Genomic DNA, 18,391 nt, shown 5'->3' on the forward strand with positions numbered 1-18,391 from the left:
ATGACCGCTCACCCTTTCGCACGGGACGGGGGTTTGTGGAGGGCTGCCGGAGACGGGATGCGGGTTGTGGCGCACATCCGCCACTGTCGCCGATACGCCACAGGGGATGAACCGGGTCAAATCCCTGGTTTACGCAGGCCGTTCGGCTGAGCGTTCAACTTTCCTTGGTGCGCGCGTAGTGGCGGGAGGCCTTCGCGCGGTTGCCGCACACCGCCATGGAGCACCAGCGCCGGGTGCCGTTGCGCGAGGTGTCGAAGAAGTGCAGGACGCACGCCTCGTGGGCGCAGGCGCGGATCCGGTCGGGCGCGGTGCGCAGCAGGTCCAGGTAGTCACGGGCGGCGAGCCAGCCGGGGCCCCAGGAGGGGTCGGCGAACTCGGCCTCCTCGGCGGGGCCTTCCGCGGTGAGCACGGCGCGGATCCGGCCGTGCGCGAGGACCTCGTTGAGGGCGGCGGCCGCGGCGGTGTCACCGGGCCGGTCGACGGCGGCGGCGAGCGCGTCGCGGGCGGTCAGGGTGCGCTCCAGCGTGGGCACGTCGGCGCGGAAGCGGGCGTCGGCGTCGAGGCCGTTGGCCGCCAGCCAGACGGCCAGCCCCTCGGGGCCGGTCAGCAGGTCCTGGGCGGCGCCGTCGTGCACCCAGCGGGTGTTGAGCAGGTCGAGGGAGACGGGTTCGCCGACGAGCGGACGCGGGTCCGGTGCGGGCATCTGTGGCTCCCTTTCGCCGCCTGCCTGGTGCGCCTAACCCCTTAATCGTACGTGACTGGTTGCGCACCCATGATCTAACCTTTAAAGTCTCGATCACAGGTTAGCCAACTCGCTCTGAGAGGGGCACCGCCATGACGGCGACCACCCACAGCACGCTCCGTACCGGCCATGTCGGCATCAACGTCACCGACCTCCCGCGCTCCCTCGCCTTCTACGGGGACGTCCTCGGCTTCGACGTGCTCGTCGAGGGCAAGGAGGACGGCCGGCGGTTCGCCCTCCTCGGCCGGGACGGCCGGCTCGCCCTCGCCCTCTGGCAGCAGGCCGAAGACCCCTACGCCCCCGCCCGCGCCGGCCTGCACCACCTCGCCTTCGAGGTCGACACCATGGACGAGGTCCGGGCCGTCGAGGCCGGACTCCGGGCGCTGGACGTGACGTTCGCGTACGACGGGGTCGTCGCGCACCGCGAGGGCGCGGCCTCCGGCGGGATCTTCTTCCACGACCCCGACGGCACCCGCCTGGAGATCTACGCCCCCGTCGGCGCCGAGGAGGCACCCGCCCCCAACGCCGCCGCCCCCACCTGCGGCTTCTTCTAGGAGGCGGTCACCCGTGTCACGCCCCTACCACCAGGGATCGCTCGCCGTGCAGACCCGCGTCGGCGTCCGCGACCTCGCCGACCACGTCGGCCGCTCCATCGGCCAGGACATCCGCCGGGTCGCCGCCGCCTTCCTGGAGCTCCAGCCCCTGCTGGTGATCGGCGCGCAGGACGAGCACGGCCGCGTCTGGAGCTCCCTGCTCACCGGCGCGCCCGGCTTCGTCCGGGCCACCGGGCCGCACACCGTGGCGGTGGCCGGGGGCGTGACGGACGGCGACCCGCTCGCCGCCACGCTGGCCCGCGCCGAGGACACCCCCGTCGGAACGATCGCCCTCGACCCGCGCACCCGGCGCCGCATGCGCCTCAACGGGACGGCCCGGCCCAGCGCCTCCGGCCTGGCCATCGCGGCGCGGCAGGTCTTCTCGAACTGTCCGAAGTACCTGCAGAAGCGGGAGCTGTACGCGCCCGTCGACGGCGCGGCGGCGCGTCCCGGCGCCGTACGCCGGAGCGACCGGCTCACCCCCGCCCAGCAGGAGTTCGTCCGCGCCGCCGACACCTTCTTCATCGCCACCGTCGCGCCCGGGCACGGCGCCGACGCCAGCCACCGGGGCGGCAACCCCGGCTTCGTCCAGGTCGCCTCGCCCACCGAGCTCGGCTGGCGGGACTACGCGGGCAACGGCATGTTCCTCACCCTCGGCAACCTGGAGGCCGACGCCCGCGCGGGACTGCTGTTCCCCGACTGGGCCACCGGCACCACGCTCCAGCTCACCGGCACCGCCCGCACCGTGTTCACCGCGACCGGCCGCACCGTCCGCTTCACCGTCGACGGGGTGCTGGAGCACGAGGGCGCGAGCCCGCTGCGGTGGTCGGCGGTGCCGGAGTACTCGCCCCACAACCCGGAGGCGGCGGAGGTGATCGAGGAAGGCTGAAACCGGCTCAACCCGGCGGCCCCGGTCAACTCCCCGCGCACCGGCGCGGTCCCCTCCACCGACCGCAGTCGAACAGCGAGGGGAACGAGCATGGCGATACGCAAGACGGCCCTGACGGCGGCGATCGTGGCGGCGGCTGTCGCCACCACCGCCTTCACCGTCCCGGCAGCCGCCGCCGACCGCACCGACCGCACCACGCGCACCACGGACGGGCACGAGCGGACCCAGGCGGCCCTCGAGGCCGCCGTACGGGAGGGAGCGCCCGGCGCGCTCGCCCAGGCGCGGGACCGCGACGGCGTCTGGAACGGCGCCGCCGGGGTCGCCGACCGCGACACCGGCCGCGAACGCCACCCGAACGACCGCTACCGCGTGGCCTCCATCACCAAGACGTTCGTCGCCACCACCGTCCTGCAACTGGAGGCCGAGGGCAGACTGGACCTCGACGACACCGTGGACCGCTGGCTCCCCGGCGTCGTACGCGGCAACGGCCACGACGGCCGGAAGATCACCCTCCGCCAACTGCTCAACCACACCAGCGGCATCTACAACTACACCGCCGACCCCGGGTTCCAGGCGAAGGCCTTCGGCCCCGGCTTCCTCCAGCACCGCTACGACACCTGGACTCCGCGGCAGCTGGTCGGCGTCGCGATGGGCCACCGGCCGAACTTCGCGCCCGGCACGGACTGGGCCTACTCCAACACCAACTACATCCTCGCCGGCATGGTCATCGAGAAGGTGACCGGACGGCCGTACGGAAAGGAGATCGAGCGCCGCCTCATCAAGCCGCTGAAGCTGCGCGCCACCTCCGTGCCCGGTACGGACGCGCGGATGCCGAAGCCCAGCGGCCGCGCCTACTCCACGCTCATGGCGGCGGAGCCGAACGCACCCGTCCACGACGTCACCGAGCTGAACCCGTCAGGGGCATGGGCGTCCGGCGAGATGATCTCCGACTCGGCGGACCTCCAGCGGTTCGTCCGGGCGCTGCTGAAGGGGAGGCTGCTGCCGCCGGCGCAGATGAAGGAGCTCACCACCACGGTCCCGGTCGAGGAGGGCGGGCCGTCCGCCCGCTACGGACTGGGCGTGTTCGCGGTCAAGCTGAGCTGCGGCACGGAGGTGTGGGGCCACACCGGCGGCATCCACGGATCCGTCTCCAACGTGGTCGCCACCCGGGACGGGGAGCACTCACTGGCGCTGAACCTCAACGGCGACTGGGCGGGCAACACGCTGGGGATCGTCGAAGCCGAGTTCTGCGGCTGAGCCCTCGCCGTGGCCCTCGCCCTCACCTGGGCAGCACCACGAGGTACGCGGCCGGGGCCCGGTCCCCGGCCGCCATCAGGGCCGTCCGCACCACCACCGCCTGCTGCTCCAGCGCGTCACGCAGCTTGCGGGGCGTGAGGTGGACGACGGTGACGCCGAGCCGCTCCAGGTGCTCGCGCTTGCGCGTGTACGCGGTCCAGGTGCTCTCGTCGTCGTCCCGGCGCGACGAGCGGGTGTCGAGCTCGACGGCGACGGCCTGGTCCGGCCAGTAGGCGTCCACGCCGCCGAGGTGAGGGCCGCCGGGCAGCCGGAGGTCCACGTTCCACAGCGGGTCGGGCAGCTGGTGGACGCGCACCATCTCGTAGAGCCGCTCCTCGGCCAGCGCCCGGCCGTCCGCGAGGAGCGCGTCGACGGCGTCCACGACGTGCGGCCGGGTCAGCAGCCGGGCGCGGTTGAACTCCCGGACGACCGCGGACGGTTCACAGTGCCCCTTCCGTACGGCCTCGGTGAGCAGCCGCCGCACCGTGTGGGCGTCGGCGAGGTGCGGGACGGCGTCCGCCAGGGCGCGGGCCACCGGGGCGACCGGCAGGCCCGTCACCTCCCGGGCCACCGGCGGGTCCGCCGACGCGCGCACGATGCGCACGCACCCGGTGGACCGCAGCCGCCGGGTGCGCGGCACCAGCACGTCGATGTGGTCCAGCGCGGGCAGCGGCGGCGCGGCGGCGAACCGGTACAGCGCCAGCGCCGCCAGCCCGGTGATCATCGCGTCGCCCTCACCGCCGGGCCGCCGCTCGGCGTACAGCAGTGCGGCGTGCAGCCGCTCCTCGCTGGTCGGCTGGCCGGGACGCAGCAGGTACACGCCCGGCAGCACCTGCTGCCAGGGCCCGCCGGCCCGGCAGTGCGCGCCGGCCTCGGCGGCGGACACGCCCTGGGCCCGCAGCTGCGCGGCGGACAGCACGCGCCGCCGTACGTCGGAGGAGCCGGAGAGGGGACGGGGGGAGAGCGGGGTGTTGGTCATGCCCCGGGACTTCCCGCCAACTCCCCGCCCTCTAACCGTTGTTACAAGCCCGTCGACAATCCGGGACAACCCCGTCCTAAAGTACGGGCGTTCGACTGCCGATCAGGGACTCCCGGCGCCCCGGAACCCGCAGGCCGGAGACGCCGCCCGGCCAGCCGGGCGCCGTCGGCCGACCGGGGCCCGTCCGGGCGCTCAGCCGGGCCCAGCCCGGCCCCGACGCGGGCTCGCACCGGCCAGCCCCGGCCTCAGCCCGCCGCCGCGTCGCGCGCCTGGGCGCGCAGTGCGCGGGCCAGGTCGTCGCGGGCCTCCAGGACCAGGCGGCGCAGGGCCGGGGCGGACGACTCGTGGGCGGCGAGCCAGGCGTCCGTCGCCTCCAGCGTCGACGGGTCGTCCTGGAGCGACGGGAACAGGCCCCGCACCACGTCCATGCCGATCTGGATGGACCGCTCCCGCCACACGCGCTCGATCGCGTCGAAGTACTTCGGCGCGTACGGCGCGATCAGCGCCCGCTGCGACGGCTGGGTGAAGCCCGCGATCGTCGCCTCCACCAGCGCGTTCGACAGCGCGTCGGACTCGACGACCTGCGCCCACGCCTGCGCCTTGACCGCCTCCGACGGGCGGGCCGCCAGGCACCGCACCTGGTGGCGCTTGCCCGAGGCCGTGTCGTCGCGCGCCAGCTCGGCGTTGATCACGCTCTCGTCGGCGCGGCCGTGCGCGGCCAGCGGCCCCAGGAACGCCCAGCGCAGCTCCTGGTCCACGTCCAGCCGGTCGATCTTGGCGGAACCGTCGAGCAGCCCCTCCAGCAGCGCGAAGTCCTCGTCCCCGCTCGCCGTCGCCGCGAAGAACCGCGCCCACGTCAGCTGGTGCTCACTGCCCGGCTCCGCCGCCCGCAGCTCCCGCAGCGCGCCCTCCGCGACCAGCCGGCCGCCCTGCTCGCGCCACGCCGGGGCGGCGTAGTGCGTCAGCGCCGACTGCGCCCAGGCGTGCAGCATCTGCAGGACGCCGATGTCCGACTCGCGCCCCGCGAAGCGCAGCACCAGCGCCACGAAGTCCCGCGCCGGCAGCAGCGCGTCCCGCGTCAGGTTCCACAGCGCCGACCAGCACAGGGCCCGCGCCAGGGGGTCGGTGATGTCGCCGAGGTGCTCGCGCAGGGTGTCCAGCGAGCCCTCGTCGAAGCGCACCTTGGCGTACGTGAGGTCCTCGTCGTTGACGAGCACCAGCGCCGGGCGCTCGCTGCCCGCCAGCTCCGCCACCACCGTGCGCGCGCCGGTGATGTCCACCTCCGCGCGGGCGTACCGCACCAGCTCGCCGCCCTCGGACCGGTACAGGCCCACGGCCGCCCGGTGCGGACGCGGCTCGTCGCCCTCCTGCTCGACCGCGAGCTCCGCCACCCGGCCCTCGGCGTCGTACGTCACGGCCGGCGTGAGCACGTTGACGCCCGACGTCTGGAGCCAGGACCGCGCCCACGCCGTCATGTCGCGCCCCGAGGTCTCCTCCAGCACCGACAGCAGGTCGTCCAGGCGCGTGTTGCCGTACGCGTGCCGCTTGAAGTAGCGCCGGGCGCCCTCCAGGAAGGCCTCCCGCCCCGCGTACGCCACCAGCTGCTTCAGGACGGCCGCGCCCTTGGCGTACGTGATGCCGTCGAAGTTCAGCTTGGCGTCCTCCAGGTCACGGATGTCGGCCGTGATGGGATGGGTGGACGGCAGCTGGTCGGCCCGGTACGCCCAGGCCTTGCGGTTGTTGGCGAAGGTGACCCAGCTGTTGGTGAAGCGGGTGGCCTCGGCCAGCGAGAAGGACCCCATGAAGTCCGCGAACGACTCCTTCAGCCACAGGTCGTCCCACCACTTCATGGTGACCAGGTCGCCGAACCACATGTGCGCCATCTCGTGCAGGATGACGTTCGCCCGCCGCTCGTACGCCGCGCGCGTCACCTTGCCGCGGTAGATGTACTCCTCGCGGAAGGTCACCATGCCGGGGTTCTCCATCGCACCGAGGTTGTACTCGGGGACGAAGGCCTGGTCGTACTTCCCGAAGGGGTAGGGGTAGTCGAAGTTGTCGTGGAAGAAGTCGAAGCCCTGCTTGGTGACGAGGAAGACGTCGTCCGCGTCGAAGTGCTTGGCCAGTCCCTTGCGGCACATCGCGCCGAGCGGGATCTCCAGGTCACCGCGCCGGTAGGTGTCCGTGACGTAGTGGTACGGGCCGGCCACCACGCAGGTGATGTACGTCGAGATCGGCGCGGTCTCCGCGAACCGCCAGACCCCTCCCTCCCGCGACTCCTCCACGCCGTTGCTCCACACCGTCCACCCCTCGGGCGCCGTCACCTCGAAGCGGTACGGCGCCTTGAGGTCGGGCTGCTCGAAGTTGGCGAACACGCGCCGCGCGTCCGCCGGCTCGTACTGCGTGTAGAGGTAGACCTCGCCGTCCTCCGGGTCGACGAAGCGGTGCATCCCCTCGCCCGTCCGGCTGTACGCGCACTGCGCGTCCACCACCAGCACGTTCTCCTCGGCCAGCCCCTCCAGGGCGACCCGCGTGCCGTCGAAGACGACGGCCGGGTCCAGCTCGCGGCCGTTGAGCGTGACGGCGTTCACCGACGGGGCGACCAGGTCCGCGAAGGTGGTGGCCCCCGGCGCGGCGCAGCGGAACCGGATCGTCGTCACCGACCGGAAGGTCCGCCGCTCCGACTCGCCGCCGGCGGCCTCCCCGACCGCGGACCGCAGGTCGAGAGCCACCTCGTACCCGTCGACGGTCAGCAGCTCGGCCCGCTCGCGGGCCTCGTCGCGGGACAGATTCTCACCGGGCACGGGCAACTCCTTCGTAGCTCGTTCTGACAGCAGCGATCCTCCCATGCGCCACTGACGGCCGGTATGGGGAATGCCGGTGGCGCCCGGTGGTGTTGCCCCCCTCAGGCACGCCCGACCCATCAGCTGAGGAGACGCATGTCCGAGAGCAGGACCACCGCCGACTTCTGGTTCGACCCCATGTGCCCCTGGGCCTGGATGACCTCCCGCTGGATGCTGGAGGTGGAGAAGGTCCGCCCGGTGGACGTGCGCTGGCACGTGATGAGCCTCGCCGTCCTCAACGAGCCCAAGATGGACGAGCTTCCCGAGGACTACCAGGCACTGCTCAAGACGGCCTGGGGCCCGGTGCGCGTCGCCATCGCCGCCCAGCAGCAGCACGGCGACGACGTGCTCGGCCCCCTCTACACCGCGATGGGCACCCGCTTCCACAACAAGGGCCAGGACGCCACCGACCGCGCGGTCCTGGAGGCGGCCCTGGAGGACGCCGGGCTGCCCGCCTCCCTCGCGAGCTACGCCGACAAGGACACGTACGACACGGAGCTGCGCGCCTCCCACAAGGAGGGCATCGACAAGGTCGGCCAGGACGTCGGGACGCCGGTCATCGCGGTCCCGGGCGCGGACGGCGAGCAGATCGCCTTCTTCGGCCCGGTCGTCACCCCGGCCCCCCAGGGCGAGGCGGCGGCCCGTCTGTGGGACGGCACGCTGATGGTGGCGTCGACGCCCGGCTTCTACGAGATCAAGCGGACCCGGACCGCCGGTCCGGACTTCAGCAACCTGTAGCCGCCGGCGACCCGTAGGCCGGCGCCCCCCCCGGACGCCGGCGTACGGCAACAGACGGCCCCCCGCGATTCACGTCATCGCGGGGGGCCGTCCTTCATCCGCCTGCCCGGTGAAGGTTGAGAAGACGATCACGAGCAGGACGATTCAGCAGCGCCCCGGTCCGAGGGGCGCACGCGTCACGGCGCGATCAGCGGCGTGCGCTCCTTGGCCTGGGCGTAGCGCTTGGCCACGTCCTGCCAGTTGACGACCTCCCACATGGCCTCGATGAAGTCCACCTTCTGGTTCTTGTACTGGAGGTAGAAGGCGTGCTCCCAGGCGTCGAAGACCAGGATCGGCACCGAGCCCTGGCCGACGTTGCCCTGGTGGTCGTAGACCTGCTCGACGATGAGCCGGCCGCTGACCGGCTCGTACGCGAGGACGCCCCAGCCCGAGCCCTGCGTCGTCGCGGCGGCCTTGGACAGCTGCGTCTTGAACTTGGCGAAGGAGCCGAAGGACGCGGCGATCGCGTCGGCGAGCTCGCCCACGCCGTCGGCCGCCAGCGGCTCGCCACCGCCGCCGTTCTTCTTGCCGGTCATGTTGTGCCAGTAGATGGAGTGCAGGATGTGGCCGGAGAGGTGGAACGCGAGGTTCTTCTCCAGGCCGTTGATCGAGCCCCACTGCTCCTTGTCGCGCGCCTCTTCCAGCTGTTCGAGGGTGTCGTTCGCGCCTTTGACGTAGGCGGCGTGGTGCTTGTCGTGGTGCAGCTCGATGATCTGCGGGTTGATGACCGGCTCGAGCTCGGCGTAGTCGTACGGAAGTTCAGGAAGTGTGTAGATCGCCATGTCCGTGCCCTCCGACTGCTGCTGCATTCTGCTGCTTATTGCAAAGGCTGTGCAAGTGCAGGCTAACAGCAGGAAGGCCGGAAGTTGATCAGCCCTTCGTCCTAGGCCGCGCGTCCCCGCCGCCCTCCCGCCACGCGTCCCGGGCGATCACCGCGAGATCCGGGAAGTCGGTCACCACGGCGTCCACCCCGAGCGCGTAGTGGCGCTCGTACTCGGCGAAGGCGTCCCCGAAGCCGTCCGGGCCGGTGCCGCGCCGCAGGTCGGCGGGCAGGTAGCGGTTCTCGGCGCGGAAGGTGTACGCGCCGACGCGCAGCCCCGCCGCGTGCGCGTCCGCGAGCAGCGGGGACGGCGGCAGGAGGGACGACTTGTCGGGTCCGATCCAGCGCGCGTACGCGGCGATGGCGCGCAGCCCGGCGGGCGTCGTCATCTCCGCGTACGTGGCGGGGTGGCCGTACGGGCCGCCGCTCGTGCCGAGCGCCTGCCACAGCGGCACGCGCAGCCGCTCCTCCTCGGCGAGGCGCAGCAGGCTGGACGGCTCGAAGGACTGGATGACGCACTCGCGCGGCCCGAGCCGGTTCCGGCGTACGGCCTCGGCGAGGACCGGCTCCAGGGGCAGGCCGAGGGAGCGGAAGTACGTCGGGTGCTTGGTCTCCGGGAAGACGGCCACGGTCCGGCCGTACCGCCGCGACAGCCCGCGCGCGAGGTCGACGACCTCCTGGAAGGTCAGCACCCGCTCGCGGCCGTCGAAGACGGTGTTCCGGTCGCGTACGAGGGGGAGGCGTTCGACCGCCCGCAGGGTCTTCAGCTCGGCGAGTGTGAAGTCCTCGGTGAACCAGCCCGTCACGGACCGGCCGTCGACGGTCTTGGTGGTGCGGCGCCCGGCGAACTCGGGGCGGCGGGCGACGTCCGTGGTGGCCGAGATCTCGTTCTCGTGGCGCACCACCAGGTGGTGGTCGCGGGTGGCGACCAGGTCCGGTTCGATCCAGTCGGCGCCGCACTGGACGGCGAGGGTGTACGAGGAGGCGGTGTGTTCGGGGCGCCAGCCGGCCGCGCCGCGATGGCCGATGACGAGGGGCCCCGCGTGGGGGGAGTCGGCGGCCCGGGACGGGGGAGCGGACAGGGCGGCCGCGGCACCGGCGCCCGCGGCGAGGAGGACGGAACGACGTCTCATACCGCCGGACGGTAGGCGGCCCCCGCGCGCCGACCGGGCCGGTTCACCCGCCGTACGGCCGGGTTTCACCGAAAACGCCGAGGGCCCCGGCGCACACGGTGCACCGGGGCCCTGCAGTGGTCAAGGCTGGGGTCAGACCTTCTCGGGGGCCTTGGCCTCCGCCCCCGCGGACTCCGCGCGGGTCATCTGGAGGATGTAGCCGATCACCGCGAGCGTCAGCGTCAGCCCGCCCGTGAAGTAGAGCTGCTCGCGCGTGCCCTCGTCGCGGGCCATCAGCACGAAGACCGCCGCCATGCCGGCCAGCGCCACGTACGTCAGGTACGGGTACGCCCACATCTTCACGACCAGCTTCTCGGGCGCCTCCCGCTCCAGCCGGCGGCGCAGCAGCAGCTGCGAGACCGCGATGAAGAACCAGACCACGAGGATGATCGCGCCGATGGTGTTGAGGAGCCAGCCGAAGAGCCGGTCCGGGCTCCAGTAGCTGAGGAGCACGCAGACGAAGCCGATGACCGACGACGCCAGGACGGCGACGCGCGGCACACCGCCGGAGAGCTTCCCGAGCAGCTTCGGACCCCACCCGCGGGCGACCAGCGAGTTCGCCATCCGGGAGGCGCCGTAGATGTTGGCGTTCATCGCGGAGAGCAGGGCGATCAGCACGACGACGTTCATGGTCTGCTCGGCGCCCGGGATGCCCAGGTGCTCCAGCGTGGCGACGTACGGGCCCTTCTCGGCGACCGACTCGTGCGTCCACGGCAGCAGCGTGACGACGACGGCCATCGAGCCGACGTAGAAGACGGCGATCCGCCACATGGCCGTGCGGACGGCCTTCGCGACGCCCTGCACGGGGTTCTCGGACTCGGCCGCGGCGATCGTGACCGTCTCCAGGCCGCCGTACGCGAAGACGGAGGCGAGCAGGCCGACGATGAGGCCCTCGGAGCCGTTCGGCATGAAGCCGCCGTGGCCGGTGAGGTTGCCGGCGCCGGGGGAGTCCGTGCCGGGCAGGAGGCCCAGGATGGCGAGGACGCCGATGCCCAGGAAGAGGACGATCGCGCCGACCTTGAGGGCGGCGAACCAGAACTCGAACTCGCCGAAGTTCTTCACGGCCGCGAGGTTCGTCCCGCAGAACACCACCATGAAGAGGGCGACCCACATCCACGGCGGGGTGTCCGGGAACCAGCCGACCATGATCTTGGCGGCGCCCATGGCCTCCAGGCCGACGGCCACGCAGAGCAGGAACCAGAAGGACCAGCCCGCGGTGAAGCCCGCCCACGGTCCGATGGCCCGCTCGGCGTGCACCGAGAAGGAGCCGGACGCCGGATTGGCCGCCGCCATCTCGCCCAGCATGCGCATCACGAGCATGACGAGCGCGCCGGATATCGCGTACGCGAGAATGATCGACGGGCCGGCGGCGGCGATGGCGGTGCCGGAGCCGACGAAGAGGCCGGCGCCGATGACGCCGCCGAGGGCGATCATCGACAGATGGCGCTGCTTCAGTCCGCTGGCGAGCGGTACGTCGACGACCGGCGACGAGGTGCCGGCAGGCGTCGACCCGGCGGGGGCCGGGTCGGCGGATGCGGGCGCGGGGGTCCGAGACATGGGTGTGCCCTGTTCGTAGCTGAGACGGGGGGCTGCGTGTGGCCCACAGTCTGTGGGGGCGCACCGCTCACAGGGAACAGCGGACCGCTATACGGACACCGTGCTCACACAATGTGAAGGAATGAACACGAATTCTTCACAAATGGCGGCGCGTCCGCCACTCCCGGGCCCCCGCAACGATCAGGACAACCGCCGTCGCCCCGCCTGACCACAGCACCTGAGGGCGCGTCCCGTCGTCGGCCAGCATCAGCGCCACCACCGCCGCCATCGCGGCCAGCGCCGCGTACGTCAGCCACGGGAACCCCCACATGCGGAGGGACAGGCTCTCCGGCGCCTCCCGCTCGATGCGCCGCCGCAGCCGCAGCTGCGACACGGCGATCAGGCTCCACACGAACAGCAGCACCGCGCCGACCGCGTTGAGCATGTAGAGGAACACGGATTCCGGCCACTTGAGATTGAGCAGTACGGAGACGAAGCCGAACGCCACCGACGCCAGCACCGCCCGCCGCGGCACGCCTCCCCGTGACACCACCAGCAGGCCCTTCGGTGCCTCACCGCGCTCCGCCAGCGAGAACACCATCCGTGAGGACCCGTACAGATTGGCGTTGAGCGCCGACAGCAGGGCCACGAAGACCACGATGTTCATGATCTGTCCGGCCGACGGCACCCCGACCGCGTCCAGCACCGCGACGTACGGGCTCTTCCCGGGCTCCATCGACGTCCACGGCAGCAGCGTCACCACGACCAGCATCGAGCCGACGTAGAAGAAGAGGATCCGCCACACGGCGCTGCGCACCGCACGCGCCACATTGCGCGCCGGGTCCTCGGACTCGGCGGCGGCGATCGTCACGACCTCCAGGCCGCCGAAGGCGAAGACCACCACCAGCACCCCGGAGACCACGCCGTCCCAGCCGGCCGGCAGGAACCCGCCCTGCCCGGTCAGGTTCGCCATCCCCACCGGATCCGTCTCCGGCAGCCACCCGACGATCGCCGTCACCCCCAGCGCCAGGAACAGCACGATCGCGCCGACCTTCAGCGCCGCGAACCAGAACTCGAACTCGCCGAAGTTCTTCACCGCCGTCAGGTTCGTGGCCGTGAACACCACCATGAACACCAGCACCCAGGCCCACTGCGGCACGCCCGGCACCCAGCCGTGCGCGATCCGCGCCGCGCCCGACGCCTCCACCGCCAGCACCACCACCAGCAGGAACCAGTACAGCCAGCCGACGCTGAACCCCGCCCAGCGGCCCAGCGCCCGCTCCGCGTGCACCGAGAAGGCACCCGAGGCGGGCATCGCCGCCGACATCTCGCCGAGCATCCGCATGATCAGCATCGCGAGCGCGCCCGCGATCAGGTACGACAGCACGATGCCGGGCCCGGCGACCGCGATCCCGGCGCCCGAGCCGACGAACAGCCCGGCGCCGATCACCCCGCCCAGGCCCAGCATCGTCAGATGACGCTGCTTCAAGCCGTGCGAGAGGGGCTCGGGCTCCGCGGCAAGCGGGGCCGAGGGGGCGGCCGGAGGGGCGTCGTGCATGGCGCTCGTACTCTCGCAAAGGGTGCTGTTTGGTGGGAGCCCACAGTCTTCCCGCTGGAGCGCACCTGGCGCAAAAAGGACGGTCCGTCAGGACGTCCTAGTGACAAGGGTCACGCCGGACAGGGTATGGGCGGCCGCCTTTGTGCGAACTCCACCACGTGCCCGGTCGGCGCTTTGTCATCGGCTGACGGTGATCGCCCGTTCACTCCTGGGCTAGCGTCAGCCTGTCCTCACCTGCCCTCACCCCGCGGAGCCCCCGATGAGCACTGCCGCCGCCCCCACCGTCCGTACCGGTACGGTCCTGGCCGACCTCCTGCCCGCCAGCCGCACCCGTGACATCGCGCTCGTCGTCGGCGGCGCCGCGCTCACCGGTATCGCCGCCCAGATAGCCGTCCAGCCGCCCGGCTTCGCGGTCCCCGTCTCCGGCCAGACCTTCGCCGCGCTCCTCGTCGGCACCGCGCTCGGCGCCCGCCGCGGCTTCCTCTCCCTCGCGCTGTACGTGATCGCCGGCGTGGCGGGCGTGCCGTGGTTCGCGCAGTCGAGCTCCGGGTACGCCATGCCTTCCTTCGGCTACATCCTCGGCATGCTGCTCGCCTCGACCGTCGTCGGCGCCCTGGCCCGGCGCGGGGCCGACCGCTCCGTGGCGCGTATGGCGGGCACGATGGCGCTCGGCTCCCTGATCATCTACGCCGTCGGCGTGCCGTACCTGGCGCTCGCCACCGGCATGACGCTGACCGAGGCCGTGGCGAAGGGCATGGTGCCGTTCCTCATCGGCGACGCCCTGAAGGCGGCGCTGGCGATGGGCGCGCTGCCGGCCGCGTGGAAGCTGGCCGGCCGCAAGGGCTGAGGCGGCGCCTCCGGACGTACGAACAGGACGTACGAACCGGACGTACGAAAAAGGCTCTCCGCACCCGGTGGGGTACGGAGAGCCTTTTCGGTTGCCCGCTACCGCTTCTGGAGCCTGAGGGCGTCGCGCACGAACGCGATCACCAGGACGACCGCGGCCACGGCCAGCGACAGGACGACCTGCTCACGCGCGTCCCCGCCCTTGTAGAGCATGTAGCCCAGCACGAACGTGATCATCGCGATCGTCGCCCACGTCAGGTACGGGAACAGCCACATCCGCACGACGAGCTTCTCGGGCGACTCGCGCAGGATGATCCCGCGCATCCGCAGCTGCGTGATGCAGATGACCAGCCACACGAAGAGGGCGACCGCACCGGAGGAGTTCAGCAGGAACGCGAAGACGGTGTCCGGCCACTTGTAGTTGAAGAAGACGGCCACGAAGCCGAACAGCACCGACGACAGGATCGCGGCCTGCGGCACGCCCCGCGCGTTGGTCCGCGCGAACGCCCGGGGCGCCTCACCGCGCTGACCCAGCGAGAACGCCATCCGCGAAGCCGTGTAAAGACCCGAGTTGAGGCACGACAGCACGGCGGTGAGGACGATGACCTCCATGACCGTACCGGCGTTGGGGATGCCGATCGAGTTCAGCGCGGCCACGTAGGAGCCCTTGTCCACGATGGACTTGTCGTTCCACGGCAGCAGCGTCAGGACGACGAAGATCGAGCCCAGGTAGAAGACCGCGATCCGCCAGATCACGCTGTTCGTCGCCTTGGTGACCGCCCGCTGCGGGTCCTCCGACTCGCCGGCGGCGAGGGTCACGATCTCGCTGCCCATGAACGAGAAGACCACCATCAGCACACCCGTGAGCACCGCCCCGGCGCCCATCGGGAAGAAGCCCCCGGTGTCCGTCAGGTGCGCGAAGCCCGCGCCCGGGTTGTCCGAGCCCGGCAGCAGCCCGAACACGGCGAGCAGGCCGACCGCCACGAACGCGGCGATCGCCACGACCTTGATCCCGGCGAACCAGAACTCGAACTCGCCGTACGAGGAGACCGAGGCGAGGTTCGTCGCGGTCAGCACGACCATGACGATCAGGGCCCAGCCCCACTGCGGGACGGCCGGTATCCAGTGCTCCAGGATCTGGGCGCCGGCGGTGGCCTCCACGGCCAGCACCACCACCCAGAAGAACCAGTACAGCCAGCCGATCGAGAAGCCGGCCCAGCGGCCGAGGGCCTGCTCCGCGTAGGCGGAGAAGGAGCCGGAGGTCGGGCGCGCGGCGGCCATCTCGCCCAGCATGCGCATCACGAACACGACCATCGCGCCCACGAGGGCGTACGACAGCAGGATGGCCGGGCCGGCGGCGGCGATACCGGCACCGGACCCCACGAAGAGGCCGGCGCCGATCACTCCACCGATGGCGATCATGGACAGGTGGCGGTTCTTGAGTCCGGCCTTGAGACCGTCGGAGGACTGCGAAATACCGGGGTCCCCGGTCGTTCCGCCTTCCTTCGGGAGGGTCGGCTGCGTCGTCATGGACGATTCCTTACGTCTGTGCGGTACTCGGGTTACGAGCCCGTGCATGCAAACACGGGACCCGCGAGGGCCGAAAGGCCCGATTCCGGATCGTGACCCTCCGGCACCCCGAGGGGCCCCGCTGACCGGCCCCGGCCCGGGCGCGTGCCACACTCGTCCGCATGCGCGTGTACCTCGGTTCCGACCATGCCGGCTACGAACTCAAGAACCACCTCGTCGAGTGGCTCACGGCCCACGGCCACGAGCCCGTCGACTGCGGCCCCCACATCTACGACGCCCAGGACGACTACCCGCCGTTCTGCCTCCGCGCCGCGGAGAAGACCGCCGCGGACCCGGAGAGCCTCGGCATCGTGATCGGCGGCTCCGGCAACGGCGAGCAGATCGCCGCGAACAAGGTGAAGGGTGTCCGGGCGGCCCTCGCCTGGAGCGAGCAGACGGCCGCGCTGGGCCGCGAGCACAACAACGCGAACGTCGTCGCGATCGGCGGCCGCATGCACTCCCTGGAGGAGTCCACGAAGTTCGTGGAGACCTTCCTGAACACCCCGTACTCGGGCGAGGAGCGCCACACGCGCCGCATCGAGATGCTCTCGGCCTACGAGACCACCGGCGAGCTCCCCCCGATCCCGGCGCACCACCCCCAGCAGGACTGACCCCGGCAGACGAGAGGCCCCTCCCGACGGGCGGGGCCTCTTTCCCTGCGCCCGCCCCGAGAGGCCCGCGCCCCCGAGAGGCCCCCGCCCCGAGAGGAGAACCGCATGCCCGAAGGGCACACCATCCACCGCCTCGCGCAGGACCACCTCGCCCGCTTCGGCGGCCGGGCGGTCCGCGTCTCCAGCCCCCAGGGCAAGTTCTCGGACAGCGCCGCCCTCCTCGACGGCCGGGTCCTCACCACCGCCGACGCCCACGGCAAGCACCTCTTCCTCGGCTTCGACGAAGACGGGACCGACTGGGTCCACATCCACCTCGGCCTCTTCGGCAAGCTCGGCTTCGGCCCCACCCCCGCGCCCCCGCCCACCGACACCGTCCGCCTGCGCCTGGTCAACGGCGAGCACTACGCCGACCTCCGCGGCCCCACCGCCTGCGCCCTGATCACCGAGCCCGAGAAGCGGGCGATACACGAGCGGCTCGGCCCCGACCCGCTCCGGGACGGCGACGACCCGGGCAAGGCGTGGCGCCGGATCTCCCGGAGCCGTACCACCATCGCCGCGCTGCTCATGGACCAGAAGGTCATCGCCGGCGTCGGCAACGTCTACCGCGCCGAGGTGCTCTTCCGGCACGGCATCGACCCGTACCGCCCCGGCAAGGACCTCACCGAGGGCGAGTGGCACGCCCTCTGGGACGACCTCGTGGCGCTGATGCACGAGGGCGTGCGGAACAACCGCATCGACACCGTACGGCCCGAGCACACGCCCGAGGCGATGGGCCGCCCGCCCCGCGTCGACGACCACGGCGGCGAGGTGTACGTCTACCGCCGGGCCAACCTGCCCTGCCACGTCTGCGGCGGCGAGATCCGCACCGCCGGCCTCGCCGCCCGCAACCTCTTCTGGTGCCCCGGCTGTCAGAAGCTGTGAGGCAGCCAGGGCGCGACGGATGAGCCGAAGGCCACGGACGCCTCGGCCAGCGCGCCCCGCCGCAGCTCCCGCACCCGGCCCGCGGCCGCGAGCGACGCCAGCGTGAACCCGCCCAGGTACGCCGCGCCCAGGTCCCGTACCGACAGGGCCAGGTCCGGCGTGTCGCGCGTACGGGAGCAGACGGCGCCCTTGGCGTCGCCGGACAGCCGCCAGCGGCCGGCGTTCCAGGGGCAGAAGGCGTCCTCCACCTCCAGGACCACGTCCACCGGCGCCTGGTAGGCCCGCGCCTCCAGCGCCGCGCCCGCCTCCACCAGCCGCACGTGGAGCCCGTCGCGCGGGCTCACCCCGCAGCGGCGGATGTCCGAGACGAGCAGCTGCCAGGCGTCGTCCACCGGACGGTTCCAGAACTGGACCGTCGTCGTCAGGTCGATCCCGAAGAGGTACCGCCACAGCGCCGCGTACGCCGCCGGGTCCAGCGCCCCCAGGTACCGCACGGTGATCCGCCCCGTGGCGCCGGCCGGCTCGAACCTCGGCGTGTTGGTGTACAGCGCGTACCCCACCACCTCACCGGCCCGTTCGGCCAGCACGCACTGGAGCGGCGAGGCGCCCCCGCGCTCACCCGGCGGGTCCAGCAGCGGCAGCCGCTCCCAGCCGGGCTTGCGGGCGATCATCCCCGGCCGCTCCGTCACCATGCGCGCGTACACCGCCTCGCACGCCGCGCTCGCCTCCACGGGCGCCACGAGCCGTAGCCCTACGTCATCCGTCCCGTCCGGCACGGACAGCCGGACCCGAGTCGTGTCGATCTCCGCGCGCAACTGCTGGGTCGCGACGCCGTATCCGAAGCGCCCGTAGATGGGTTGTTCGGACGCCGTCAGCACCGCCAGCGGCTCGCCCCAGTCCCGTACGTCGTCGAGCTGGCGCCGCATCATCGACGTCAGCCCGCCCCGCCTGCGGTGCGTCGGCGCCACGCTCACCATCGACACGCCGGCCGCCGGCACCAGCGCCCCGCCCGGCACGGAGAGCCGGAAGGAGAACGACCCGGCCGTACCGACGCAGGTCCCCCCGTCCCAGACGCCCACCGAGCGCTCGCACTCGGTCAGCTCACGCCACAGCTCACGCTCCTCCGGAGCCTCCGGCACGCCCCCGAACGCCAGCTCGAGCTGCCCGTACCAGCGGTCCCATTCGTCCGGGTGGAGCACCCGTAATTCCGTCGTCATATGCCATGCCTAGCAGCGGGGAGCG

The 18,391-nt window shown here is 72.1% G+C and carries 16 protein-coding genes; 7 read left to right on the top strand and 9 right to left on the bottom strand.

The annotated features are described in order from the left end of the window. Window positions 1–154: 154 nt before the first annotated feature. Window positions 155–703: a CGNR zinc finger domain-containing protein gene (locus ACZ42X_RS18780; protein ID WP_468290918.1), complete on the bottom strand. Its 549-nt coding sequence runs from the start codon at window positions 701–703 to the stop codon at window positions 155–157. Between the two features lie 131 nt (window positions 704–834). Here ACZ42X_RS18780 and ACZ42X_RS18785 point away from each other — a divergent pair, with 131 nt between their 5' ends. The 3 genes from ACZ42X_RS18785 (at window position 835) to ACZ42X_RS18795 (ending at window position 3,481) form a co-directional block, all read left to right on the top strand. Then, window positions 835–1,296, top strand: coding sequence for a VOC family protein (locus ACZ42X_RS18785; protein ID WP_468290921.1), 462 nt, complete (start codon window positions 835–837; stop codon window positions 1,294–1,296). Window positions 1,297–1,309: 13 nt separating this feature from the next. Then, on the top strand, window positions 1,310–2,224 hold the full coding sequence (locus ACZ42X_RS18790) for a pyridoxamine 5'-phosphate oxidase family protein (RefSeq protein WP_468290924.1): 915 nt from the start codon (window positions 1,310–1,312) through the stop codon (window positions 2,222–2,224). Window positions 2,225–2,314: 90 nt separating this feature from the next. After that, window positions 2,315–3,481 carry a serine hydrolase domain-containing protein gene (locus ACZ42X_RS18795; RefSeq protein ID WP_468290927.1) on the top strand — a complete coding sequence of 389 codons (1,167 nt, stop codon included), beginning with the start codon at window positions 2,315–2,317 and terminating at the stop codon, window positions 3,479–3,481. Window positions 3,482–3,503: 22 nt separating this feature from the next. On the opposite strand, the gene ACZ42X_RS18800 is transcribed toward ACZ42X_RS18795, so the two are convergent. Both ACZ42X_RS18800 and pepN read right to left on the bottom strand, forming a co-directional pair. Continuing rightward, complete coding sequence (locus tag ACZ42X_RS18800) at window positions 3,504–4,499, bottom strand: hypothetical protein (RefSeq protein WP_468290930.1); 996 nt, start codon at window positions 4,497–4,499, stop codon at window positions 3,504–3,506. 245 nt (window positions 4,500–4,744) lie between these two features. Then, complete coding sequence (pepN, locus tag ACZ42X_RS18805; protein ID WP_468290933.1) at window positions 4,745–7,300, bottom strand: aminopeptidase N; 2,556 nt, start codon at window positions 7,298–7,300, stop codon at window positions 4,745–4,747. Window positions 7,301–7,435: 135 nt separating this feature from the next. Here pepN and ACZ42X_RS18810 point away from each other — a divergent pair, with 135 nt between their 5' ends. Beyond that, window positions 7,436–8,077, top strand: a complete 642-nt coding sequence (locus ACZ42X_RS18810) for a mycothiol-dependent nitroreductase Rv2466c family protein (RefSeq protein WP_361413450.1) — start codon at window positions 7,436–7,438, stop codon at window positions 8,075–8,077. Window positions 8,078–8,253: 176 nt separating this feature from the next. Here the strand turns inward: ACZ42X_RS18810 and ACZ42X_RS18815 are convergent, their stop codons facing one another. From ACZ42X_RS18815 to ACZ42X_RS18830, 4 genes are all read right to left on the bottom strand, one after another. Beyond that, window positions 8,254–8,898, bottom strand: a complete 645-nt coding sequence (locus ACZ42X_RS18815; RefSeq protein ID WP_361415110.1) for a superoxide dismutase — start codon at window positions 8,896–8,898, stop codon at window positions 8,254–8,256. A gap of 88 nt (window positions 8,899–8,986) precedes the next feature. Beyond that, window positions 8,987–10,069: a glycerophosphodiester phosphodiesterase family protein gene (locus ACZ42X_RS18820; protein WP_468290936.1), complete on the bottom strand. Its 1,083-nt coding sequence runs from the start codon at window positions 10,067–10,069 to the stop codon at window positions 8,987–8,989. Between the two features lie 132 nt (window positions 10,070–10,201). Beyond that, entirely contained in the window at window positions 10,202–11,665 is a 1,464-nt protein-coding gene (locus tag ACZ42X_RS18825) for an amino acid permease (protein ID WP_468290939.1), read from the bottom strand. Window positions 11,666–11,801: 136 nt separating this feature from the next. After that, a complete protein-coding gene (locus ACZ42X_RS18830) occupies window positions 11,802–13,202 on the bottom strand; it encodes an amino acid permease (RefSeq protein WP_468290942.1) in 1,401 nt (466 codons plus the stop codon). A gap of 259 nt (window positions 13,203–13,461) precedes the next feature. Here ACZ42X_RS18830 and ACZ42X_RS18835 point away from each other — a divergent pair, with 259 nt between their 5' ends. Then, entirely contained in the window at window positions 13,462–14,049 is a 588-nt protein-coding gene (locus ACZ42X_RS18835; RefSeq protein ID WP_468290945.1) for a biotin transporter BioY, read from the top strand. Between the two features lie 98 nt (window positions 14,050–14,147). Here ACZ42X_RS18835 and ACZ42X_RS18840 read toward each other — a convergent pair whose 3' ends face one another. Next, window positions 14,148–15,578 carry an amino acid permease gene (locus ACZ42X_RS18840; RefSeq protein ID WP_468290948.1) on the bottom strand — a complete coding sequence of 477 codons (1,431 nt, stop codon included), beginning with the start codon at window positions 15,576–15,578 and terminating at the stop codon, window positions 14,148–14,150. A gap of 161 nt (window positions 15,579–15,739) precedes the next feature. On the opposite strand from ACZ42X_RS18840, the gene ACZ42X_RS18845 reads away from it, so the two are divergent. Beyond that, window positions 15,740–16,228: a ribose-5-phosphate isomerase gene (locus ACZ42X_RS18845; RefSeq protein WP_468290951.1), complete on the top strand. Its 489-nt coding sequence runs from the start codon at window positions 15,740–15,742 to the stop codon at window positions 16,226–16,228. 105 nt (window positions 16,229–16,333) lie between these two features. Then, window positions 16,334–17,149 (top strand): Fpg/Nei family DNA glycosylase, encoded by an 816-nt coding sequence (locus ACZ42X_RS18850; protein ID WP_468290954.1) that lies wholly within the window; start codon window positions 16,334–16,336, stop codon window positions 17,147–17,149. On the opposite strand, the gene ACZ42X_RS18855 is transcribed toward ACZ42X_RS18850, so the two are convergent. Further along, a complete protein-coding gene (locus ACZ42X_RS18855; protein WP_468290957.1) occupies window positions 17,137–18,366 on the bottom strand; it encodes a GNAT family N-acetyltransferase in 1,230 nt (409 codons plus the stop codon). The two genes, ACZ42X_RS18850 and ACZ42X_RS18855, sit on opposite strands and share 13 nt — an antisense overlap. Between the last annotated feature and the right edge of the window lie 25 nt (window positions 18,367–18,391).

The organism is Streptomyces sp. NPDC030862 (assembly GCF_055571835.1).